The 22898-nt window shown below is 68.8% G+C and carries 17 protein-coding genes and 1 pseudogene; 7 read left to right on the top strand and 11 right to left on the bottom strand.

Features of this window, described 5'->3' with window-relative positions; genetic code table 11:
• A pseudogene (locus NA4_RS18035) lies at positions 1-494 on the top strand (PQQ-dependent sugar dehydrogenase); the annotation flags it as partial.
• Between the two features lie 67 nt (positions 495-561).
• Here NA4_RS18035 and gatB read toward each other — a convergent pair.
• From gatB to NA4_RS18010, 5 genes are all read right to left on the bottom strand, one after another.
• Positions 562-2067: an Asp-tRNA(Asn)/Glu-tRNA(Gln) amidotransferase subunit GatB gene (gatB, locus tag NA4_RS18030; protein WP_084497200.1), complete on the bottom strand. Its 1506-nt coding sequence runs from the start codon at positions 2065-2067 to the stop codon at positions 562-564.
• A 57-nt stretch (positions 2068-2124) separates the two neighbouring features.
• Positions 2125-3501, bottom strand: a complete 1377-nt coding sequence (locus NA4_RS18025; protein WP_067470959.1) for an alpha/beta hydrolase family protein — start codon at positions 3499-3501, stop codon at positions 2125-2127.
• A 76-nt stretch (positions 3502-3577) separates the two neighbouring features.
• A complete protein-coding gene (locus NA4_RS18020) occupies positions 3578-4612 on the bottom strand; it encodes an ATP-dependent 6-phosphofructokinase (protein WP_067470958.1) in 1035 nt (344 codons plus the stop codon).
• Between the two features lie 82 nt (positions 4613-4694).
• Positions 4695-5579 (bottom strand): serine hydrolase, encoded by an 885-nt coding sequence (locus tag NA4_RS18015; RefSeq protein WP_067470956.1) that lies wholly within the window; start codon positions 5577-5579, stop codon positions 4695-4697.
• 727 nt (positions 5580-6306) lie between these two features.
• Positions 6307-6525 carry an alpha/beta hydrolase family protein gene (locus NA4_RS18010; protein WP_157129104.1) on the bottom strand — a complete coding sequence of 73 codons (219 nt, stop codon included), beginning with the start codon at positions 6523-6525 and terminating at the stop codon, positions 6307-6309.
• Positions 6526-6666: 141 nt separating this feature from the next.
• Between NA4_RS18010 and NA4_RS18005 the strand changes: the two genes are divergently transcribed.
• Complete coding sequence (locus NA4_RS18005) at positions 6667-7668, top strand: permease (protein WP_067470967.1); 1002 nt, start codon at positions 6667-6669, stop codon at positions 7666-7668.
• Positions 7665-8414 (top strand): TIGR03943 family putative permease subunit, encoded by a 750-nt coding sequence (locus NA4_RS18000; protein ID WP_067470952.1) that lies wholly within the window; start codon positions 7665-7667, stop codon positions 8412-8414. The genes NA4_RS18005 and NA4_RS18000 overlap by 4 nt, the downstream gene beginning before the upstream one ends.
• A gap of 156 nt (positions 8415-8570) precedes the next feature.
• Here NA4_RS18000 and NA4_RS43490 read toward each other — a convergent pair whose 3' ends face one another.
• The 3 genes from NA4_RS43490 to NA4_RS17985 form a co-directional block, all read right to left on the bottom strand.
• The gene (locus NA4_RS43490) at positions 8571-11099 is read right to left on the bottom strand and encodes a protein kinase domain-containing protein (RefSeq protein ID WP_307188587.1); all 2529 of its coding nucleotides are present in this window, start codon (positions 11097-11099) and stop codon (positions 8571-8573) included.
• A gap of 70 nt (positions 11100-11169) precedes the next feature.
• Entirely contained in the window at positions 11170-11823 is a 654-nt protein-coding gene (locus tag NA4_RS17990; RefSeq protein ID WP_067470965.1) for a response regulator, read from the bottom strand.
• Positions 11824-12091: 268 nt separating this feature from the next.
• Positions 12092-13405 carry a sensor histidine kinase gene (locus tag NA4_RS17985; RefSeq protein ID WP_067470947.1) on the bottom strand — a complete coding sequence of 438 codons (1314 nt, stop codon included), beginning with the start codon at positions 13403-13405 and terminating at the stop codon, positions 12092-12094.
• Positions 13406-13564: 159 nt separating this feature from the next.
• Here NA4_RS17985 and NA4_RS17980 point away from each other — a divergent pair, with 159 nt between their 5' ends.
• From NA4_RS17980 to NA4_RS17970, 3 genes are read left to right on the top strand one after another with little or no spacing between them, the layout of a single operon-like run.
• On the top strand, positions 13565-13873 hold the full coding sequence (locus tag NA4_RS17980) for a hypothetical protein (protein WP_067470945.1): 309 nt from the start codon (positions 13565-13567) through the stop codon (positions 13871-13873).
• Positions 13874-13925: 52 nt separating this feature from the next.
• Positions 13926-14633: an ABC transporter ATP-binding protein gene (locus NA4_RS17975; RefSeq protein ID WP_067470943.1), complete on the top strand. Its 708-nt coding sequence runs from the start codon at positions 13926-13928 to the stop codon at positions 14631-14633.
• A gap of 43 nt (positions 14634-14676) precedes the next feature.
• Positions 14677-17169, top strand: coding sequence for an FtsX-like permease family protein (locus NA4_RS17970; RefSeq protein WP_067470941.1), 2493 nt, complete (start codon positions 14677-14679; stop codon positions 17167-17169).
• Positions 17170-17174: 5 nt separating this feature from the next.
• Here NA4_RS17970 and NA4_RS17965 read toward each other — a convergent pair whose 3' ends face one another.
• On the bottom strand, positions 17175-19016 hold the full coding sequence (locus tag NA4_RS17965; RefSeq protein ID WP_067470939.1) for a serine/threonine-protein kinase: 1842 nt from the start codon (positions 19014-19016) through the stop codon (positions 17175-17177).
• Between the two features lie 268 nt (positions 19017-19284).
• Between NA4_RS17965 and NA4_RS17960 the strand changes: the two genes are divergently transcribed.
• The gene (locus NA4_RS17960) at positions 19285-20175 is read left to right on the top strand and encodes a serine hydrolase (RefSeq protein WP_245671451.1); all 891 of its coding nucleotides are present in this window, start codon (positions 19285-19287) and stop codon (positions 20173-20175) included.
• A gap of 7 nt (positions 20176-20182) precedes the next feature.
• Here NA4_RS17960 and NA4_RS17955 read toward each other — a convergent pair whose 3' ends face one another.
• Together NA4_RS17955 and NA4_RS17950 are read right to left on the bottom strand one after the other, a co-directional pair.
• Positions 20183-20848 carry a response regulator gene (locus NA4_RS17955; protein WP_067470935.1) on the bottom strand — a complete coding sequence of 222 codons (666 nt, stop codon included), beginning with the start codon at positions 20846-20848 and terminating at the stop codon, positions 20183-20185.
• Positions 20849-21186: 338 nt separating this feature from the next.
• Positions 21187-22404 (bottom strand): sensor histidine kinase, encoded by a 1218-nt coding sequence (locus NA4_RS17950; protein WP_067470963.1) that lies wholly within the window; start codon positions 22402-22404, stop codon positions 21187-21189.
• Between the last annotated feature and the right edge of the window lie 494 nt (positions 22405-22898).

Genomic DNA, 22898 nt, shown 5'->3' with positions numbered 1-22898 from the left:
TCGCCGGCAAGCTGCTGCGGGTGAACTCGCTGGTCCCCGGCCGCACATCGCAGCCGGAAATCGCGGTCTCGGGCATCGGCACCGCAGGGGACGTGTGCCGGGACACCAAGGACAGCATCTGGATCACCGACCGCACCGCGGCCGAGGACCGATTGCAGCGCGTCAGTAGCGACGGGGCGGTCACGATCGCGTGGACCTGGCCCGACCGCCCGGGCGTCGCCGGTTGCGCCGCGGCCGTAGACGGTGTCGCGATCTCGCTGACCCGCGCGAAGGCCCTCGCCATCACCGCCGCCGACCCGAACACCCACGCCGTCACCGCGGCGCCGACACTGGTCGCCCAGGACAAGTACGGCCAGCTCGGCGGCGCCGCGGTCGGCGCCGACGGCACCATTTGGGTGACCACGGTGAACAAGACCGACGGACAGCCGGGCCCGTTCGACGACCGTGTTGTTCGCATCCCGCCGCCGCAGGCCGGAGGCGGCGGACCGGACTAGACCGGGACGGTGCGGGGCCGACTTCACGGGGTCGGCCCCGCACACCGTTCGAGCGGAGCGACGAGCTTCAGCCGCAGGCGGCGAGCACCAGTTCGCGCACTCGCGCCGCGTCGGCTTGGCCGCGGGTGGCCTTCATGACGTCGCCGACGATCTTGCCCGCGGCCTGGACCTTGCCGGAGCGGATCTTGTCGGCGATGTCGGGGTTGGCGGCGAGCGCCTTCTCCACCTCGGCCTGCAGGGCGCTGTCGTCGCTGACCATGCCGAGGCCCTTGGCCTCGACGATCTGCGCCGGGTCGCCCTCACCCGCCAGCACGTAGTCGACGACCTGCTTGGCGACCTTGTTGTTGATGGTCTTCGCGTCGACCAGCTTGATCACCTCGGCCACCTGGGCGGCGGTGATCGGCAGCTCGTCCAGCGGGACCTCGCGCTCCTTGGCCTTCTCGGTGAGGTAGGCGACCCACCAGGAGCGCGCTTCGTTGGCCGGGGCGCCCGCGTCGACGGTGGCGATGATCAGGTCGAGCGCGCCCGCGTTGACCAGGTCGCGCATCACCTCGTCGGACAGGCCCCAATCGGACTGGATACGCGCGCGGCGCAGCCAGGGGTATTCGGGGATGGTGCCGCGCAGCTGCTCGACCCACTCGGCGGCGGGCGCGACAGGCTCCAGGTCGGGTTCGGGGAAGTACCGGTAGTCCTCGGCGGTCTCCTTGCGGCGGCCGGGTGAGGTGGTGCCGTCGGTCTCGTGGAAGTGCCGGGTCTCCTGCACGATCGTGCCGCCGCCCGCGAGCACCGCGGCCTGTCTGCGCATTTCGAAACGCACCGCGACCTCGACGCTGCGCAGCGAGTTGACGTTCTTGGTCTCGGTGCGGGTGCCGAACTCGGTGGCACCGATGGGCATCAGGGAGACGTTCGCGTCGCAGCGCAGCGAGCCCTGCTCCATCTTCACGTCGGAGACGCCGAGCGCCTTCAGCAGATCGCGCAGCGCCGTCACATACGCCCGCGCCACCTCCGGCGCGCGCTCCCCCGCGCCGGTGATCGGCTTGGTGACGATCTCGATCAGGGGAACGCCCGCCCGGTTGTAGTCCAGCAGGGAGTGACTCGCGCCGTGGATGCGGCCGGTCGCGCCGCCGATGTGCACCGACTTGCCGGTGTCCTCTTCCATGTGCGCGCGCTCGATCTCGACCCGGAAGGTGCTGCCGTCGTCGAGCAGCACGTCCAGGTGACCGTTCGTGGCGATCGGCTCGTCGTACTGGCTGATCTGGTAGTTCTTCGGCTGATCGGGGTAGAAGTAGTTCTTGCGCGCGAACCGGCCCCACGGGGTGATCGTGCAGTTCAGCGCCAGCCCGATCCGGATCGCCGACTCGACGGCCTTCTGATTCACCACCGGAAGCGAGCCGGGCAGACCGAGGCACACCGGGCACACCTGTGCATTCGGCTGAGCGCCGAAGTCGGTCGGGCAACCGCAGAACATCTTCGTCGCGGTGTTCAGCTCGACGTGGACCTCCATGCCGAGCACCGGCTCGAACCGGGCGATGACATCCGAGTAATCCATCAGGTCGACCGTGGGTGCGCTCATGGCCATAAGTCTAAGTAAGCGTTCCGGTCGCAGCGCAGCGGCTCTCGCGGCGCGCTGCTACTTCGCCGGGACCCGCTGCCGCAGCCAGCCGGTGACGTAGTCGAGCACCTCGGGCGCGATGGTCGTCTGGATGGAGCTGTACTCGCTGGGGCGGCCGGTCTCGGTGGGCTGCATCAGGTGGTTGAGTCCCGGGAAGACGTGAACGGTCGCGTCGGGGTCGGCGGCGAGGTGGTCGCGCATGGGCTGCTCGCTCTGGGCGGCGGGAACCTGGAGGTCCTTGCCGCCGAAGAACGCCAGCACCGGGATGCGCAGGGCGGTCAGAGCGGGCGCGGGGTCGTAGGCGACCAAGGCCGCCAGATACGGCGTGATCCCCGCGGCAGCCTCCTCGTCGGGCACGCGTTGATCCGCGGGCAGCGCCTGGTTCTGGCGGCGCGCCAGGTCCTTCGCGCCCGCCACGTCGCCCGCTTTCAGCAGAGCGGCCATCTCGCTGATTTCGCGCACCCGGGCGTCCACCTGGTCCGGGGGTGCGCCGTTCGCGGTCGCGATCAGGCGGGTCTGTTCGACGAGGATGTCCGAACCCGGCACGCCCGGTCCAGCCATCAAGATGGCGAACGCGACGCCGCTGTCCGGGCGCGTGGCGACCAGCGGCGCGAGATAACCGCCCTCGCTGTGGCCGAAGAGCCCGACGCGGGCCGGGTCGATCTCGGGGCGGGCGCGCAGGAACCGGACGCCCGCCGCCGCATCCTCGGTCAGGTCGGTGTAGTTCGCGTCGTCCAGCTTGCCGGTCGTTGCGCCCACTCCGCGATCGTCGGTGCGCAGCACGGCGTAGCCCGCCCGGGTGAAGGTGTCGGCCAGCAGCAGGAAGGGCTTGTGGCCCATGAGGTCTTCGTCGCGGTCCTGTGGGCCGCTTCCGGTGATCAGCAGAATGGCGGGGAACGGGCCCGCACCCTGCGGCTCGGTCAGCGTCCCCGCGATGGTGATGTCGCCGTTGCGATAGGTGACGTCCTCGGACTTGTACGGGAACGGCGGCTTCGGCTCCTGCGGACGGGCCAGCGGTTCGACTTCGCCTCGGCTCAGCGCGAGCCGGAAGCTCTGACCCCCCTGCGTGAAATCGCCGGTGATCTGGTCGGATCCGGACTCGTACCGGCCGCGGAACACCGGGTCGCCCGGGATGTCGGGAATCGCGAACGAGACCGCGTTGCGATCGGAGCTGACGTCCTTCAACTCCACATCGGTCACGCCCTGCGTGGGAATGTCGATGGTGGCCGTCCCGTCATCGCGGAAACTCACCCCGACCTGCAGCGGCTGACCGGGCACCTCGATGGAACCGTGCCAGTCACCGGTGGTCGGCTCGGGTGGATTCGCCTCCGAACACCCAGCCACCAGCGCGGCGATCACGAACAGAACCAACGCGACCAGTCGCCCACTGCGCATGCAATTCACAGTACCGACGATCCGGACAGCCCCGGTCTATTCGCCGCGCGCGTACCGCACCGCCGAATCGGCACGGTCAGCCGAAGAACGCCTCCGCCTCGCGGTAGCGCTCGTCGGGGACGCGCTTGAGCTGCTTGGTCGCCTCCGAGAGCGGGACGAGGTCGATGGTGGTGCCGTGCAGCGCGACCATCTGGCCGAACCGGCCCGCATGGACAGCTTCGGCGGCGTGCAGGCCGAAACGGGTGGCCAGGACTCGGTCGTAGGGGGTGGGGCTGCCGCCGCGCTGGACGTGGCCGAGCACGGTGGTGCGGACCTCCTTGCCGATGCGGCGTTCGATCTCGACACCGAGTTGCTGGGCGACGCCGGTGAAGCGTTCGTGGCCGAACTCGTCGATACCGCCCTCACGCAAGGTGAATCCGGAATCCGGGGCCGGATGCGAGCCCTCGGCGACGACGCAGATGAAATGCTTGTCGCCGCGCTGGAACCGGCGCTTGATCATGGTGCAGACCTCGGCCACCTCGAACGGGACCTCCGGCACCAGGGTCAGGTGCGCGCCCGCCGCCATGCCCGCGTGGATCGCGATCCAGCCCGCGTGACGGCCCATCACCTCGATGAGCATGACGCGCTGATGTGACTCGGCGGTGGTGTGCAGCCGGTCGATCGCCTCGCTGGCGATGCTCAGCGCGGTGTCGTGGCCGAAAGTGACGTCCGTGCAATCGATGTCGTTGTCGATGGTCTTGGGGACGCCGACGACCGGGACGCCCTCCTCGGACAGCCAGCTCGCCGCCGTGAGGGTGCCCTCGCCGCCGATCGGGATGAGCGCCTCGATGCCGTTGTCGTCCAGGGTCTGTTTGATCCGGCCGAGACCGGCGCGCAGCACGTCGGGATTGGTGCGCGCGGTCCCGAGGATGGTGCCGCCCTTGGTCAGGATGCGGTCGGTGCGGTCGTCGTTGTGAATCTGGATCTTCCGGTCTTCCAATAGGCCGCGCCAGCCGTCCTCGAAGCCGACGATCGCGTCGCCGTAGCGGCCGTTCGCGGTGCGAACGACGGCCCGGATGACCGCGTTCAGTCCTGGGCAGTCTCCGCCTCCGGTCAAGACTCCGATGCGCATGGCCGCTATCTTGCCCCTCATGTCCGATCTCGGCAGCCCCGACCCTGTGAACGATGGGTAACGGTGACCTGGACGGATGTCATCACGCCGGGCAGCGACCGCCGGGCAACTCGTCGAGATGCTGGGAGACGACCGTGGCCATCCGGTCGAGGACGTTCATTCCGTCGCTGAACGAGCCCGAATCCGGCTGCACCGCCACCGCGATGGCGATCTGGCCGGAAGGAACCGTGATGAGCCCGAACTGGCGCACCAGGTAAGCGCCCGAGGGTTCCGGACCCCAGCCGCCCTTGAATTCGGCTCCGCTGAACTCGCCGAGACCCCAGCGCTGGCTGGTGACGACCTGTTCCATCAGCGCGGTCACGCGGCCGGACTCGGACAGGCAGGGCAGCTGCGAGGCGAACCGCGCCTGGTCGACCAGTGACCACTCGGCTTGCCCGAAGGCCGAATGCTCCGAACGGGTACGGGTGGCGGGCACGACGGTCTTGGTGTCGCCCGCTTCACGCAGCACCGCCTGCACGGCCTGGGCCGCCTCCTGCGGGCTGCCGAGCGATTGCCACAACGTCTCGGCGGCGGAGTTGTCGGAGGCAGTGATCGCCGCCGACGCGGCATAGCCCGAGCTCGGACTCCGGCGCAGCGCGGCGAGGGTCAGGGGAACTTTCATCGTCGACCACGCCGGACCGCTGGTCCAGTCGCCGAAGGTCACCGGCGCAGTGCCGCCGACCGGCATGACCGCCATCCCGATCTTCCCGCGCACGCCTGCCGCCAGGTCGGCGAAGCTCGCGGCCAACGTGCCGGGCACGAGGATGGTGAGGCCCTTTTGATCGGTCCGCGCGGCGGCCTCGGTGATGGTCGGCTCGCTCGCCGCAGGATTCTCGGCGCGGTTGGTCCCGCACCCGGCGACAACACATGCGACAAGCGCCGTGCAGCCCAGGACTTTTCGAGCCTTGCGGAATTGATCAATAAACATTCTTCGACACATTCTCGTTGTGAACTCTCCCAGGTCTGCGTATCGGTGCGGTGTCCCGACACCATGCCGGGTCACCTCGCAGACTGCCTCCGCCATCGACAGGGAGGGCGGCATGGGTAATGACGTACCGGGAGTTCTGATTCCGCGCGTTGCCCGACTTGCGGTGGGCTGCACCTGCCACGATCAGCGGATTCCCGCGCGTCCCACCCCACCGCCGGCGTCGGCAGCCGCACCGCACCCGCCCGCCACGATCCATGGGATTCGCGCGGTCGACGCCGGAGGATGAGCCATCGACCACACCGTGCCGAACGCCACGGATCGGCCTACCGGCCAGTAGATCCGCGCACACGATCGGTTGATCCTTGTCTCCCAGCCAGGTGACGACGGCGTGGTCAACAAGCATGGACACCTCCACCTATCCGCCCGGCGGCGCCGGGCGGCCGGGATCAGCACAGGCGACCGAGCACTGCCGGACGCCGTCCTCTCCCGAGAACCGCTTCTCGTTATCCCAGAGAACGTACTAGATGAATTGACCGCGCCCCACTTTTCCGAATACACCGAAGAGAACCCACATCCACGACAGCGATTGTCTAGCAAATCAATTACACCTGCGAATTCTCAATAGCTTTGAAGCATCGCCGCAGAATTTGTCAGGCTCCACGCCAGTTGCGCAGTCGGCACTAACCTTCGAAAACATATGCCACAGGTTCGCCATAGTGCTGAGCCCTCACGTCAGCTGGTCCAAGAGCCACGGAATCATGACTTCCAAGGCGGCGGGGATGTGGTCGGCCTGACAATGGGCCGAACCCGGCCGACCGGAGGGGACGATATGCAGGGCCTTGGGCGCTTGGACGGCATCGTAGAGCTGTTGGGCTTGCGACACCGGCACCAGAGCATCGTCGGCGCCGTGCATGATGAGGATCGGATTGCGGATCAGATGGGCCACCGGGGCGATGGTGAACCGGCGCGCGACGATGAAAGCCCGGACGGGGTTGCACCCGCCGAACACCCAGGTCCCGCAAACCCGTAGGCCGCCGCCACCCTACGGGAAGAGTTGCGAACCAACGGCTCCTGGCAGGATGTGGTGATGGCCGATCAGAGCCTGCGGCGCTCTCCGCGGATCAAGATTTCCTCGACCTATGTCCTGGCCGCGCTGGTGGGCTCGGGTGTAATCGTGCAGTCACAGCTGGTCTCGATGGTCGGCGCGTCCGCGCGTCTGCAGACCGCGATGACCGTCTTCGTCGGTGTCTTCGTCCAGGCGGTGCCTTTTCTGGTGCTCGGGGTCGTGGTCAGCGGGTGTATCGCGGCGTTCGTCTCGCCTGCTCTGCTGCGAAAGGTGCTACCGCGCAATGAGCCTGCGGCGATTGGTGTGGCAGGGTTGGCCGGGATGGCGCTGCCCGGTTGTGAGTGCGGTGTGGTGCCGGTGGCTCGTCGGCTGATCGATCAGGGTGCGCCGAGTTCGGTGGCGCTGGCATTTCTGCTGTCGGCCCCGGCGATCAACCCGGTCGTGCTGGTCGCCACGGCGGTGGCGTTTCCCGGCGAGCCGGGGATGGTCGGGGCGCGGTTCACCGGCTCGCTGGCGACCGCTGTCGTGATGGGTCTGCTGTGGTCGCGGATCGGGCGTCCGGGCTGGATGCTGCCGCACGGCGGGCACGATCACTGTGTGACCGGCCGAAGCCGCTGGGAGGTCTTCACCGAGGCGGCGCGGCATGATCTGTTGCAGGCGAGCGCGTTTCTCGTGCTCGGTGCCGCGGCGGCGGCAGCACTGCGGGTGCTGGTTCCTCCGGTCTGGTACGAGCGGTTGGCCGGGCAGATGGTGATCGCGATCGTGGTGCTGGCGGTACTGGCCCTCGTGCTCGCCCTGTGCTCGGAGGCCGACGCGTTCGTCGCCGCGAGCATGTCGAGCTTGCCGCTGCTGCCGCGGCTGGTGTTCCTCGTCGTCGGCCCGGCGGTCGATGTGAAGCTGTTCGCCATGCAGGCCGGGAGTTTCGGGCGGCGGTTCGCAATCCGATTCTCGCCATTGACGTTTGGCGTTGCCATAGTGTGCGGCACGGTCGCCGGGTACATTTTTCTCGGGGGTGCGCGATGAATCGAGAGACCCAGAACCTGCTGCTGCTGTTGATCGGTGGCGCGGTGCTGTGGACCGCGCTCGACGGCAGTTACCTGCGCTATGTGAAACCCGGCTTGTTTCCCTTCTTGGTGATCAGCGGCGTTGGCTTCCTCCTGCTCGGGCTCATCGCGATCGTTCGCGATATCCGGCGCGGCGAGGGGTCCGCCGACCATGAGCACGGCACCGGCCGAGCACAGTGGCTGCTGCTGGCACCGGCCGCCGCGCTGCTGCTCATCGCCCCACCAGCGCTGGGGGCCGGTGCCGCGACCACCGGATCCCCGGTCCGAGTGGTGTCGCACAACTCGGCAGACGAACCGAAAGTCCGTCCGTTCCCGCCGCTTCCGGACGAACCCGCCGCACCGACCCTGACGATCTACGAGCTGGTGAATCGGGCGTTGCTCGACTCCAACCATTCACTCGACGGCCGCGAGGTGACCATCAGCGGCTTCGCCCTCGGGGTCGAGGACAGCGGACAACCGCGACCGCCCGGTATCGATCTCGACCTGGCGCGCGTCCTGATCACCTGCTGCGTCGCCGACGCCCGATACATCTACGTCCACTTGTCCGGAATTGCGGAACCGATCGAGAACGACACCTGGCTCGAGGTTCGCGGCGTCGTCACGCCGGGCAGCGCGCACCACGACCCTGCCCAGACACCCACCCTGGCCGTCACGGATTTCCGCGCGATCCCTGCCCCTGATCGCAGATACGAGCACTCCCGGTGAGAGCATCCGGCAACCGTGCCATCGGCCCGGAAACGTACGGCTTCCTGAGCGTACGCCTTCCGCGCTAACGCCGGATCGGCTGGGACTCAGGCGCTGGCCGAGCCGCGTCGGCCGACGCCTGCGACGCTACCGAGTCAGCCTGCTTCCCGTGCTCGATCAGTAGATGTACACCACTGCGTTTTCGCCGCCACTGCAGGTGACGACCTGGCCTTCGGACTGGCAGTTCATCGTGTAGTTCCGGCCGGTGACCGGACTGGTCGCGACAACGGTGCGCGGTGCGTCGCGGGCCGTGTTCTGCGTGGTGCCGAGTTCGGTATAGGCCCTGCGCACCTCTTCGGCGAACGCGCAACTGGTTACGGCGGTACCCGCCGCCGACTGGGTGAAAGTCCCGGCGACGGCTTGGCCTTGGCCGCAGGGCTTCGCGCCCGCGGGCAGCGTGACCGGTGTCGGCTTGGCCGAACTGGACGCTGCGGACGAGGTCGACGGGCTGCCCGGCGACCTGGTGGGGCTCCCCCCTGGAGTCGGCGTGTCGGACTGTCGTCCCGCGGAGGTCGTCTCGACACCACCGGAGCCGAGCGACTGCCACGCGATCGCACCGCCGACGGTCACCGCCACGATGGCGAGCACCGCAACCATGATGGGCAGCGTGATGGAACGTCCGGGACGCGAAGAGTAATCGGCGTCGTCGTAGTCGTAGGGAACGTATTCGGGGTCGTCGCTGCGCGACGGGTAGTCGGAGCGAGTCGGAAAGTCATCGTGTGATGTGTAATCCGCCTGCGACTGGTCGACGCCTTGCGGCTGGTCGCCGGAGCGCGCCGGATAATCGCCCTGCGCCGGATAGTCGGCATCCGACGGAAAATCGACCCGTTCGGGGTAGTCGGCACGCGTCGGAAAGTCGCCCTGTGGTGTGTAATCCGCCTGCGGCTTGTCGCCGGGGCGCGCCGGATAATCGCCCGGCGCTGGATAGTCGGCATTCGGCGGAAAGTCGACCCGTTCCGGGTAGTCTGCACGCGCTGGATAGTCGCCCTGCGGCAGGTGATCACCACGCGCGGAACGGTCACCCATCGGCGGGTAGTCGGCACGGGCCGGATAGTCGTCCTGCGGCGGATAGTCGGTACGGGTCGCGTGACCGTCCGGCCTGGCTTGGGCTGGTGCCAGGTATTGGGTCGGTGCCGCGGAGTCCGGCGCGACTGGATATCCGGATGCGTCTTCCGAGTCGCGCGGGCCGGTCGGGAGACCATGATCCGGATACTGCTCGGTTTCCGGATAATTCTCGGCTCCCGGATGCGGAGGAGTTTCTCCGAACGCGGAAAAGGCCGGTGCCTGCGAGGACATCGCGGAATACGCCTGAACCGTGGTCGTTTCCGGGTACGGCTGCGTGGCCTCAGGGTGAGGCTCTACGCCTGGAGCCGGGATCTCCGCCGATGAGTACTCCGCATACGCCTGCATGGCGGGCTCATGCGGTGCATAACCTGCGTAGCTGCCCGGATACCCCTGTGTCGGGGGTGCCGAATAGCCCTGCGCCTGCGCATATCCCGCCGACTCCAGATATGCCTCGGTTTCTGGATACAGGTGCGCGTCCGGGAAGGGACGCATCGGAGGCAGTCCCCCCTTGGGCGGGGACGGCGCGCTCGCCACCAGCGGCGTCGGCGGCGCTTCATCCGCCGACGGAAGCGGCGTGAACTGGGTTTCCGTCGGCCGCACCACCGTCGGCGCACTGGGGTGGATCACGGCGGCGACCGGCAGCTCACCCGTCGATTCCGGCGAAACCGCCGCACCGCTCACGGTCGGCTCACCCGGTCGCTGCGCTCGGTCGGGCGCGCGCACCACGAGCATCGGACCGGTGGACGGCGCCGGGGCGAGTGCGGCTCGGGCGGCCTGGGCCAATGCGCTCGCGGTCGGGAAGCGGTCGGCCGGGTCCTTGGCCATGCCGCGGGTGATCACCTCGTCCAACGCGGGCGGGATACCGCGCGTCTGCGCGCTCGGCCGCGGCGGCGGATCGGAAAGATGCGACTTGATCAGCACATTCATGCTGTTCGCCGGGAACGGCGTTGCTCCGGTCAGGCATTCGTGCAGCACACATGCCAGCGAGTACACATCGGCGCGGCCCGTCACCGGCCCGACGTCGAAACGCTCCGGGGCCATGTAGATATAGGAGCCGACCGCCATGCCGACCAGGGTCACCGCGCTGTCGCCCTCGGTGTGCGCGATCCCGAAATCGGCGAGATACACGAAATCCGCGTCGGTGACCAAGATATTCGCCGGCTTCACGTCGCGGTGCACCAAGTTGGCCGCGTGCGCGGCGTCCAGCGCCGAGGCGATCTGTTCGACGATGCCCACCGCGCGAACGGGACTCAGCGGTCCCTGGCCGCGCAGCAGGGTGCGCAGGTCGACACCCCGCACCAGCTGCATGTCGATGAACAGGACACCGTCGATCACGCCCCAGTCGTGGATGGGGACGACATGAGGATCGGCTATCCGAGCCGCGGCCTGCGACTCGCGCCGGAAACGCACTTGGTACATCGGGTCTTTGGCCAGTTCTTCCGACAGCAGCTTGACCGCGACCAACCGGTCCTTCAGCGTGTCGTAGGCCTCATAGACCTCCCCCATTCCCCCTTTGCCCAGCAACGACCGCAGTTCATACGGCCCGAACCGCGTCCCGGTTCTCGGCCCGGACTCCTGCACCCGTCATCCTCCACATCCCGAGCAAGGAACGCACACCAGGATCACGCGGTCCGCGACTGGAGCCCACCCGTCAACGAGTGGATTCTCCGGGTGCCACCACTCCGTGGTCAAACGCGAACACGATCGCCGCGGCCCGATCCCGGAGTTCGAGCTTACCGAAAATATGTCCCACATGGCTTTTCACGGTCACTTCCGAGATGCCGAGATCGCGAGCGATCTCCGCGTTCACCCGGCCGCGGCCGATCAATTCGAGCACCTCGTACTCGCGGGCGGTCAGTTCGGACAGGCGGGCGTCGGATCGGGTGTTCACCGGCCGCACCATGCGGTAGGCCGCGAGCACGCGACCGGTGACCGACGGGTCGAGCCACGCCCCGCCGCCCGCGACCGTCCGCACCGCGCGGATGAGGTCCTCCGCGGGTGAGTCCTTGAGGATGAATCCGGCGGCGCCCGCCCGCAGTGCGCCGGACAGCAGCTGGTCGTCGTCGAAAGTGGTGAGCACCAGCACCGGCGGGGCGCTGTCGCGCTCCCGCAGCATCCGGGTGGCGTCGATGCCGCCGACACGCTTCATGCGCAGATCCATGAGCACGACGTCGGGCTGGAACTCCGCGACGGCAGCGGGCACCTCGTCCCCATCGGCGCATTCGGTCACCACGAATCCATCGCGCCGGCGCAGGATGCGCCGCAGGCCGCCGCGCACGAGTTCCTGATCGTCCACCACCAGCACGGTCACAGCGGCTTCTCCGCTCGCGGGCGATGTGAGGCTCACGACAGCGCCTCGCCAGCACTCGGCTCCATCGTGCGCCACAGCGCGCCATGCCCTCGGTTCACTCGCTGACGCTCCCGCACAACTCCACCTCGCGGCTCCGACGTGCGCCACAGCACGCCATGTCCTCGGATCACTCGGTGACGCTCCCGCACGACACCGCCTCGCCGGCACTCGGCTCCATCGTGCGCCGCTGCGCACCGTGTCCTGGGCTCGAGTGGACGCTGCCTCACACGCCCTCCCGTGGTGTCGTCATGGCGCCGGGCAGTATCGAACACGAGAATCCGCCGCGACCGGGCGCGAGCGGAATGCCTGCCCGCACCGACCAGCCGTGGTTGTTCGGGCCGACTGTCATCCGGCCGCCGAGCAATTCGGCGCGCTGCCGCATGCCGGAGACGCCCATTCCCGTGCCGCGTTGTGGCAGCACCCCGGCAGGCAGGGGGTTGTCCACGGTCAGCGTCACCATGCTCGCGTCCACCGCGATCCGTACCGAGGCAGACGCGCCGGGCGCGTGTTTGGCGACGTTCGCCAGCGACTCCTGACTGATCCGATACAGCGCCAGCCCGACTGCGGGCGACACCGCACCGAGGTCGCCCTCGCATTCGTAGCGCACGTCCAACCCGGCGCGCACGAAATCGCCGACCAAGTCCTCGATGTCCTCCACGCTCGGTTCCGCGACCTGCTTCGACGGCCGCGCGTCGAGCAGGCCGACCGTGCGGCGGATATCGGCCATGGCCTGCCTGCCGAGTCGCTCGGCGTCGGTCAGCGCCGCCACGGCCTCGTCCACGTCGCGGTCGGTCTGCAGCGCGTGCCGCGCGGCGGTGAGATGCAGCAGGGTCACGCTCAGCGAGTGCGCGATCACGTCGTGCACTTCGCGGGCGATCCGGTGGCGCTCCTCGTCGGCGGCCTGCGCGGCGCGAATGTCCTGATAGCCGCGTTCCTGGTAGAGGAAGCGGCGCTGATACTGCATCATCAGCCCGGCCATCCAGCCGAACGCGATACCGACCAGGTAGGTCGGCAGCCCCTCCCACAGGTGGCCGATCGCGTCGAACGCGACCAACTGCAGCATCATCGCCACCGTGATCGGAATGCTCACCCGCTTGGGCGCGATCGCCGCGATCTCGCCCGCGGCGGCCACCAGCACGAACGGCGCGAAGTCGGCGCTGACGGGCTGAGCGAGGAACAGCGCTTCCGCGGCCATGGCCAGCACACCGAGCAGCAACGGGCGGGGCATGACGCCGAATAACGCGTACAGCGGCCCGAAGGCATAGGTCAGCAGCACCGCGATGATCGGAAGCACGGTCGGGAAGTACTCGTGCCGCTGCACCGCGGCCGCCACCGCGACGACGAGGACGGCGAGATCGATGCTGATGATGACCGATGGCGGGTAGTCGAACGGCAACTGCTCGACATTGCGCCGGAACGCATCCACCGGATGGCGCCCGAACTCGGCGCACCGCTGCCCGGTGCGCAGCAGCGCGGCGCGCACCGGCCCGGTTCGCGCCGCATCGGACGGTGCTTCGGAGACGCCGGTCACACCCATTCTGTAAGGCTAGCCGCCGCCCGCGCGGCGGTACATCGTCCCGCGAGCGGGCCGCCACTCCTACCGTGGTCGGAGACGTATTCGGGTCCCTGGCACGACGACAGCGGGGCCTTCGCGTCCGTACCGTGAGCGGTAGTTCACCGACGGAAGGCGAAGGCCATGTCCTGGACAGATCAGCACGCTCGAACCGACATCGTGCACACCGTGCTCACCCGCGCGGCGACCGATCCCGCCAGCCCCGACTTGTTCGCGGCGATCCCCGACCTGGAGCGGCTGTTCGGCGGCGCGGAAGGACTGCTGCTCACGCTCCGCTATCGGTGGAACATCCATTTCGACGCGAAACTCGAGCAGGGACTCACCGAGGTCGAGGCGTACCTCGAGCTGGCCGCCGAACAGCCGGTGCTGCGCGCGGTGCTCGATGCACAGTATGGTCGCCGCAACCACGCGTCGGAGGCCATGGCGCGGTAACGCGCGAGGAACGAAGAACTGTTGATCGACCGAACGGAAGCGGGGGACAACGATGTCTGAACCGGCGATGCTGGAGTTGGCCGGCGTGACGAAGGAATACCGGGTCGGTGGGCAAATCGTCCGCGCGCTCGACGATGTCGGCCTGCGCATCGAGGCTGGTGAATTCACCTCGATCATCGGGCCGTCCGGTTCCGGCAAGAGCACTCTGCTGCATATGCTCGGCGCGCTGGACACGCCCGACGCGGGCTCGATCCGGTTCCGGGGCGAGGAGATCGGCGCGCTGGACGAGGAGCAGCAGTCGCGGTTCCGGCGTCATCAGGTCGGTTTCGTGTTCCAGTTCTTCAACCTGCTGCCCACGCTGTCGGCGTGGGAGAACGTGGCGATCCCGAAACTGCTGGACGGCACCGGTTTGCGCAAGGCCAAGCCGCGCGCGATGGAACTGCTCGACCTGGTCGGTCTCGCCGAGCGCGCCGAACACCGGCCCGCCGAGTTGTCCGGCGGTCAGATGCAGCGGGTCGCGGTGGCACGTGCGCTGATCATGGACCCGCCGCTGATCCTGGCCGACGAGCCCACCGGAAACCTGGATTCCAAGACCGGTGCCGCCATCCTCGAGCTGCTCGGCGAGATCGCCGGATCGGGCAATTCGGTGGTGATGGTGACCCACGACATGGGCGCGGTGACCTACTGCGACCGGGTGATCACCCTGCGCGACGGCCGGATCGGCTCCAACGACCGGGTCGAGCGGACGGTCAACGCGTGAACGGTCAGGCCCGGAGTCCCGTGCACGCGAGAAAGGACACCGCATGATCGGCGCGGCGTGGGATCGCCTGCGGCTGTTCAATATCGGCGAGCTGCTCGCCCATCGCGGCCGCACCCTGATGTCGCTGGTCGTGATGGGTGTCTCGGCGTCGCTGCTGGTCGCGGTGCTGAGTATCTCCGGCTCGGTGACCGGTTCGGTGGACAAGCTGACCCGCGGCCTCGGCGGCAAGGCGCAGCTGGAGGTCACCGGAATCACCGACGCGGGTTTCGACCAGCAATTGCTGCGTCAGATCGCGACCACTCCCGGTGTGGCGGTGGCGGTGCCGATGTTGCGCATGCAGCTCGGCACCGGCGCGGACCGTGCGCTGCTGATCGGCGCCGACTCGACCATCGGCGCGCTGGGCAGCGAATTGACCGCTCCGATGAGCGCTTCCGCGGGAAAGCTGCTGTCGGTGCCGAACGGGGTGCTGGTCGGCGCGGCGCTCGGTCGCGCCGAGGGCGAGCGGTTCACGTTGGGCAACACGACGGTGACGGTCGCGGACGTCCTCGATGAACAGACGTCCGGGAAGCTCAACGACGGACACCTCATCGCGGCTCCGCTCGGGCTCGCGCAGAAGATCACCGACCGGGCCGGGCGGCTGGATTCGGTGCAGATCATTCCCGCCGACGGCGCCGACCTCGGGCAGCTGCGCGCGGCGGTGACCGCCGCGGTGGACGGTCGCGCGGTGGTGGCCGAACCCGGCCTGCGCACCGCACAGGCGGGCGGCGTGGTGCAGATGGTCCGGTACTCCACCACGATGGCCTCGGCCGCCGCGCTGATCGTCTCGGCGTTCCTCATCTACAACGCGATGAGCATGGCGATCGCCCAGCGCAGGCCGATGCTGTCGCTGTTGCGCGCCATCGGCGGTAGACGTGGGCCGATGGTGCGTGATCTGCTCGGCGAGGCGGCGCTGCTCGGCGTGCTCGGCGGCGCGGTCGGCGCGGTGCTGGGCGTGTTCATGGGCCGGATCGCGATCGGCGCCCTGCCCACCGCGATCGTGCAGTCGGTGGAGGCGCGCACCGAGTACCTGGTGCCCTGGTACGTGATTCCGTTCGCGGTCGTGGCGTGCGTGTTCACCAGCGTGCTCGCGGCATCCCTCGCCGCGCGCCAGGTGTACAAGGTCCAGCCCATCGAGGCGCTGGCTCCGGTGGGAGTTGGCCGAACGGATACCGCGAGCCCGCTGCTGCGCTGGCTCGCCGTGGCGCTTGGCGCCGGACTGGTCGGCGCCGCGGTGTTGATCGCGAGCAGCGATCTCGGCCGCTATTCGCTGACCGCCATCTCGATCTCGTTCATCGCCGCCATCCTGCTGTGTTTCGGCGCGACCGGTCCGATCGTGCGGGTCGCCGCCGGGATCGCACGCTGGTTCCGCGCCCCGGGCGCGCTCGGCGCGACCACACTGGAACGCGCACCGCGCCGCGTCTGGGCTACGGCCATGACGGTGTTGATCGGCGTCGCCGCGACCGTCGGCATGGGCGGCGCCTCCAGCAACATGATCGACTCGGCCACGGTGACATTCAAGGATCTGGCCAAGAACGACGTCTACATCAGCCCGGCATCGCTGGCGCAATTCCCGACCGGGCCGCTGCTGCCCGCCGATCTGCCGGGCAAGCTCGCCGCCGTGCCCGGCGTCGCGAATCTCAGCCCGGCGCAAATGGCGTTCGCCACGCTCGGCAGCAGTCGCGTCATGCTGCAAGGATTTCCGCCCGATGCCCGGGAAACGCGCATGCCGATGCTCACCGACGAGAACGTCGCCCGGCTATCTGCCGGGGAGGGTGTGGCGATCTCCCGTGACGTGGCGCGCTCGCTGGGCGTCGGCGCGGGCGCGGAGCTGACCCTGCCGACGCCGACCGGCCCGCGCACTGTGCGAGTGCTGCAAGTGATCCCGTACTTCTCGGCGATCGCGGGCGTGGTGATGATGGACCTGGACCTGATGCGCGCCTGGTACGAGCGGCCCGGCGAGACGGTCATCGCGGTCGACATCGAACCAGGCGCCGATCGCGCGGCGGTGCTCGCGGCCATCCGCCAGGTGGTGCCACCGGAACTGCACGTCGACACCGGCGCGAATACCGTGGTCGCGGCCTCGTCGAGCATCCGGCAAGGAATGGTGATGAGCAATGCCATCCTCTGGATCGTGGTGCTGGTGGCCACGGTCGCGCTGCTCAACACATTGATGCTCTCGGTGCTGGACCGCCGCAGGGAACTCGGGGTGTTGCGCGCCATGGGCACCGGGCGCAAGTTCCTGATGCGTTCGGTGCTCGCCGAGGCAGCGGGCATCGGAATCGTCGGCGCGGTACTCGGTTTGCTGCTCGGCGCCTTCGTGCAGTATCTGGGCGCGATCGCGATGGGAAATGCCTTGACTATCGACGTCGCCTATCAGCCGAGCCCGATGGTGCTGGTCTACGGCCTGATCGCGCTGGCACTGGCGCTGCTCGGATCGATTCCGCCCGCATTGCGGGCCGCCCGGCTGCCCATCGTGGAGGCGCTCGCGGTCGACTGAGCCCGTTACAGCGGCAGGTCGGCGAACCAGTCCTCGAACTCGGCTGCTGGCATGCCGAATCCCGAGGTCGCGATGCTGTCGGTGAGCGTCACCGTGGCGAACAGCAGGTAGCTGGACCGGGCCGGATCGTCGTCGAAATCGACGACCAGGAACCCGTCCGGCAAGCCACTGCCGGACTGCCACCGGTAGGTCGAATAGGACTTGCCGTTGTTGCGTTCGGTCGCGGAGGTATTCGACGGCAGGTCGCGCACCGCCGCCTGTGCGTCCTGCGGCGATTTGAAGGCGACGAGGACGTAATCGGGCTCGTTGATCGGGGTGCCCCAGCAATTCCAGGCCGTTGCCCATTTGGGGAAGTCGGGCACACCGTTGGCGGCGGATACTTTGTCACCCGGCTCGGCCGAGTTCAGAAAGCAGGTTTTGCCCCGATATCCCGGGCCGGAGCCGACGTTGTACTTCGTGTCCACGCCTTGTGGCAGCAGGTTCGGGAATGCCTTGGCGAGCGTCCCGGGATCAGCCGGTCCCGTGGGCGTCTTGGTGCCGAGATCGAGCGGAGACGCGGAGTCGGAATTGGAGAATCCGACCTTCGCGGCGACGATGCCGATGCCACCGAGCAAGGCCACCACGACCAGCACGACCAGCACAATCAGTCCGGTGTGGGAGCGGCGTTCGGGCGGATAGCCGGGCGGCTGGTTGGGTACGTAGCCCATCGGCGGCGTCGGCGGAATGCCCTGCGCCGCAGGATAGCTCGGCGGCATCGCCGGATGACCGGGCTGCTGCGGCATTGCTGCGTAACTCGGCGGTGCCACCGCGGATGCTTCGGGCACCGGGAAATTCTGTCCCGCAGTCGGATTCGGAGCGTACTGCGGCGGCGCGGTGTAGGCCGGGCCGGATCCGGCGGCGACATACGTCGGCGAACTCGACTCCGGCCCTGGATACGCCGGACTCGACGGCTGCGCGATAACGGTGGGCGCGGGCTGCGGCTGGTACTGCGACGCCACGATCGTCGGTGCGGGCGCGGCGAGCGCTTGGCGTGCGGCTGTGGCGAACTCGACGCAGGACGCGTACCGGTCGTCGGGCCGCTTGGCCATCGCCTTCGCGATCACCGCGTCGAGCGCGGCCGAGAGTCCGGCGCGCATCGCCGCGGCCGAGGGCGGCGGCAGCTGGAGATGGCCGCGGATGATCTCGGCGGGGGCGGGGGCGTCGAAGGGAGCGATGCCGGTCAGCAACCAGTACAGCGCGCACGCCAGCGAGTACTGATCGGAGCGGTGGTCCAGGTGCGCGCCGGTCATCTGTTCCGGCGAGGCGTAGGCGAGCGTCGCGGTGAACATGCCGGTTTGGGTCAGATGGGTGGAATCCTCGCGCAGCCGGGCGATGCCGAAGTCGGTGAGGAAGACGCGTTCCCCCTGCCCGCCCACCGAGCGGGCCAGCATGATGTTCGCTGGCTTCACATCCCGGTGCAGCACGCCCATCCCATGCGCGTAATCCAATGCGGCGGCGACGCCTTCGATGATCTGCACGGCCCGCTCCGGCGGCAGGGTCTGCGGATGCACCGTCGCCGCGTCCACGCCGTCGACGTACTGCATGGAGATCCACAGCTGCTCGTCCTCGGTGCCGCGGTCGTACACCGCGACGATGTTCGGATGATCCAGCTGGGCGGCCAGGTCCGCCTCCCGCTCGAACCGCGCCCGCACCTCGGCGTCGGCGAACAGCTCGCGGTTGAGCAGCTTGAGCGCCGTCTGCCTCGGCAGTCTCGGGTGCCGGGCCAGATACACCGATCCCATGCCGCCCTGGCCGAGCAGCTTCTCGATGGTGAACCCGGCGAACACCGCACCGCTGTTGAGCAACACGCCCCCTTCAGGTGACCCACGGCCGGACGTGCAGGTCCGGGCGCTCCGTACAGATCCTGGAGCCTACCGGGTGGCGCCCTGGCCATGGCGTTTCGAATTCCCAGCGAAAATCGGCGAAACTATCTCCCGAGATATCGTTCTCGCGACGCTGTCGCGTGTCGCGTGACGATGTCTCCCGCCCGGTCACCTGCCGGACGGGCCCGATCAGCTATTTTGCACCGCCGATGACAAGCGAGCACGCGCACGTGGTGGTGGGGAGGACTCGGTGGTGAGGTCGACCGGATCTGGTTCGGTGCTGCGCGCCGCGGCGATGGTAGTACTGCTCACGCTGACCTCGTGTGCCCTGTTTCCCGGCGAGCGGCCGGCCGCCGAACCGCCGCCTGTCGTCGTCGACACCGTCGGGACGTGGCGGCCGAACCTCGTGGTCTCCATGCCGGACTCGCTGGCCGCCGATTTCACTCAGCTGCAGCCGCAGCTGGCCGGACAGGTCGGCATGGCGATCATGCCCGTCGGCGGCGGCCGGATGACCATCTTCGGCGACTGGGCCAGCGGCATCGCGTGGTCGACCATCAAGGTCCCGCTCGCGATCGCGGCGCTGCGGCACGACCGGCGCGCACGCATCCTCCAGGAGGTCGAGGCCGCCATCACTTGGTCGGACAACGCCGCAGCCGATGCGCTGTGGCGGTCGCTCGGCGACGGGCTGGAAGCCGCCAAGGCGGTGCAGGACGTGATCGACGAAGCGGGCGACGCCACCACCGGTGTCGCCGGCCCGCGCACCACGCTGGACTACAACTCCTTCGGCGGAACCGAGTGGACGCTGGCCAACCAGGCCCGCTTCGCATCCCGGCTGCCGTGCCTGCCCGAGACATTCCACGTCACCGAGTTGATGACGGAAATCACACCCGATCAGTCGTGGGGTCTCGGCGTGCTGGAGGGCACGGCGTTCAAGGGCGGCTGGGGGCCCGACGACGTGACCGGCGTCTACACCGTCCGCCAGTTCGGCCTGGTTCCGGTACGGTCCGGGATGATCGCGGTCGCGCTCGCAGCACAGGCCGATTCCGGTTCGTTCGACGACTCCACCGCCATCCTGAGCCGGATGGCGCAGCTGATCGGACGTCATCTCGACGAGGTGCGCGGCGGGTCCTGCCCGCCGCTGTGAGCACGGGTCAGCCCGGGGTGACCAGACCGGTCTCATAGGCCAAGACGACGGCCTGGGCGCGGTCGCGCAGGTTCAGCTTCGAGAAAACCTTGGACACATGGGTTTTCACGGTCTGCTCGGCGACGAAGAGTGCCTCTGCGATCTCCGCATTCGACATGCCCTTGGCGATCAACTCCAGCACCTCCCGCTCACGTGGAGTGAGCGCGGTCAGCTGCGGCGCCGGTTTCGCCCGCGCGGAGTTGCGGCGGCGGGTGACATCGGCGATGAGCCTGCGGGTGACCGTCGGCGCGAGCAGTGCCTGACCGTCGGCGACCACCCGCACCGCGCGGACCAGTTCCTCGGCGGGCGCGTCCTTCAGCAGGAATCCGCTGGCGCCGAGGCTCAGCGCCTCGTAGACGTAGTCATCGATGTCGAAGGTGGTGAGCATCAGCACGCGCACCGGCGGATCGAATCCGGCGGCCAGGATGGCGCGGGCCGCGTCCAGTCCGTTCATCTCCGGCATGCGCACATCCATCAGCACGACATCCGGGCGCAGCCGCTTGGCCTCGGCCACCGCGACCTTCCCGTCCGCCGCGTCGCCGACGACGCTGATGTCCGGCTGAGCCGCGAGCAGCGCCCCGAACCCCTGCCGCACCATGGCCTGGTCATCGGCGATCAACACGGTAATTGCCACCAGCCCACCCTAATTGCCCCTCCTGCACACGCGCTGCCCCGCTGGGCCCACGCGCAGCTCACTCCGCTGCGCGAGACGATCGGCCCCGACGAGCCGCCGGACCCTCGCGGCACCGCATAGCCAGAGCCCGCGCTGCCGTGCTCGACTACCGGTGCTACCGCAGACGCGATCGAGAACACTCGCTACCCGGCGGGGTAGTACGTCGCCCTGAGCCTCCGGCCCACGAAGGCGGTCTCAACTACCCGATACATCCGCGGACACGCGATCGGCCGACACGTGCAGCTGCAGCGTCCCGTACGCCCAGTGCGCTCGCCGACAAGCCGATCCCGTTCGAACGCTCAGCGTTCCGATGCAGCGGGCGTCAGTGCGGTGGCGCCGATGTTCGACAGCGCCAGTGGGAGGCGGGCATTGACTTCGAAGCCGCCGTCGCCGCGGGGACCGGCCGAGACCTCCCCGCCGACAGCCACTGCCCGCGCTTGCATCCCCGCGATGCCATGGCCGCCGTTGCCTACCGGGCGGGTGGCTGTGGCTCCCGGACCATTGCCTACCGTGAGCAGCAGGTCCGCGCCGTGCACGATGCGCACCTGAACCGCGGTGCCTGGAGCGTGCCGGGAGGCGTTGGACAGCGATTCCTGAGCGATGCGATAGAGCGCGAGACCGAGGGTGTCGGGGATCGTGTCCAACGCACCCTCGATCGTCCAGGTGACGTCGACACCCGCGCGTCGCGCGCCCTCGAACAGGCCGACCGCGTCGGCGGCCTTCGGCTGCGGCGCGTGCTCGGGCAGCTGGCCGTCGCTGCGCAGGACGCCGAGCATGCCGCGGATCTCGTTGAGTGCCTCGCGCGCCGTGGCGCCGATCGACTCGAACTCGGCGCGAGCGGCCGGGGTGACGCCCTCGACCCGGTAGGGTGCGGTCTGCGCCTGCACGACGACCAGGGACATGTGGTGGGCGACCACGTCGTGCAGGTCGCGCGCGATGCGGGCCTTCTCCTCCAGGATCGCCCGGCGAGCCCGTTCGAGTTCGTTCTCTTCCTCCTGGCGTACCAACTGCCGCCGCGAGAGCACCAGCCAGCGGATGAGCAGGCCGAACAGCACCAGCGCCGCGAGTGCGATCGGCCAGCCGAACGCGGCGTTCGCGAACGCGTCCCCTTCCCCGGGCATGGTGGTCGCGAACAACAGCGCCGTTGCCGCCCAGGCGACCGCGACGATCTGCCCCTGCGCGCGCAGCGCCACCGCGAACAGCAGCACCAGCAGGCACAGCACGTGCACGACCTGGAACGGCAGCGCGTTGTTCGGCTGATGGGGAATCGCCAGCGCGATCACCAACGCCGAGCCCGCCGAGATCGCCCACCCCAACGCCGGATTGATCCGCACGAGCAGCACCGGGAAGGCGGCCAGCGCCGCGATGAACGGCTGCGCGGCGGCAGGCACCGCGTGGGTCAGATGCAGGGTCGGCCAGGCCACCGAGTACCAGATCAGCGCGACCAGCAGCGCGCCGAGGTCGACCCAGGTGCCTACGTCCAGCCGCCGCGTCCAGGCGCGAGTTTGTCGGTTCATGCTCTGTTCCCTTTCGGCACGAGCGTGCCCTCCGTCGTCACGCGCCGCTGCCGCCTCCGGGCCCGATCCCTCATGCCCGCGCTTGCCGGCGCTCGGCTCCGGCACGAGCGAGTGCTCGGCTGTGCCTTTTGTTCGCTCGCTGCGCTCGCTCATGCCTATGACACTAGAAACCTCGAGCTGACCGCGGCCTCATACGCAGGGGTGATTTCCGGCCCGGTACCCCGGTGCGACACCGTACGGCGGCTCCCCCGACGGCACGGCGCGGGAAACCTTCCCGGGCGTGAGGCGCCCGCGCGGACGGTGTCCCTAACGTCGTGGCCATGAGCACACCGACCAGCGCCGGACCCGTGAGCCGGTCCGCATCGGCCGCAGGAGCCCGAAACCCTTCCGCCACACCCTCTTCCGTTGCCGGACCGACGCGACGCTACGCGGCGCTCACGGCGACGGCGTTGACCACCATGGCGGCGACGGCGTTCCTCGCACCCGCGCCGCAG

Origin of the sequence: Nocardia amamiensis NBRC 102102, assembly GCF_001612745.1 — a bacterium.
Taxonomy (GTDB): domain Bacteria; phylum Actinomycetota; class Actinomycetes; order Mycobacteriales; family Mycobacteriaceae; genus Nocardia; species Nocardia amamiensis.
Note: the sequence above shows the minus strand (reverse complement) of the source record. Positions and strands in the feature narration are given on the sequence as shown.

Bases quoted from the DNA above. Each gene is read 5' to 3' on its own strand.
- gatB (WP_084497200.1), bottom strand. From the start codon at position 2,067: ATGAGCGCACCCACGGTCGACCTGATGGATTACTCGGATGTCATCGCC.
- NA4_RS18025 (WP_067470959.1), bottom strand. From the start codon at position 3,501: ATGCGCAGTGGGCGACTGGTCGCGTTGGTTCTGTTCGTGATCGCCGCG.
- NA4_RS18020 (WP_067470958.1), bottom strand. From the start codon at position 4,612: ATGCGCATCGGAGTCTTGACCGGAGGCGGAGACTGCCCAGGACTGAAC.
- NA4_RS18015 (WP_067470956.1), bottom strand. From the start codon at position 5,579: ATGTTTATTGATCAATTCCGCAAGGCTCGAAAAGTCCTGGGCTGCACG.
- NA4_RS18005 (WP_067470967.1), top strand. From the start codon at position 6,667: ATGGCCGATCAGAGCCTGCGGCGCTCTCCGCGGATCAAGATTTCCTCG.
- NA4_RS18000 (WP_067470952.1), top strand. From the start codon at position 7,665: ATGAATCGAGAGACCCAGAACCTGCTGCTGCTGTTGATCGGTGGCGCG.
- NA4_RS17985 (WP_067470947.1), bottom strand. From the start codon at position 13,405: ATGGGTGTGACCGGCGTCTCCGAAGCACCGTCCGATGCGGCGCGAACC.
- NA4_RS17980 (WP_067470945.1), top strand. From the start codon at position 13,565: ATGTCCTGGACAGATCAGCACGCTCGAACCGACATCGTGCACACCGTG.
- NA4_RS17975 (WP_067470943.1), top strand. From the start codon at position 13,926: ATGTCTGAACCGGCGATGCTGGAGTTGGCCGGCGTGACGAAGGAATAC.
- NA4_RS17970 (WP_067470941.1), top strand. From the start codon at position 14,677: ATGATCGGCGCGGCGTGGGATCGCCTGCGGCTGTTCAATATCGGCGAG.
- NA4_RS17950 (WP_067470963.1), bottom strand. From the start codon at position 22,404: ATGAACCGACAAACTCGCGCCTGGACGCGGCGGCTGGACGTAGGCACC.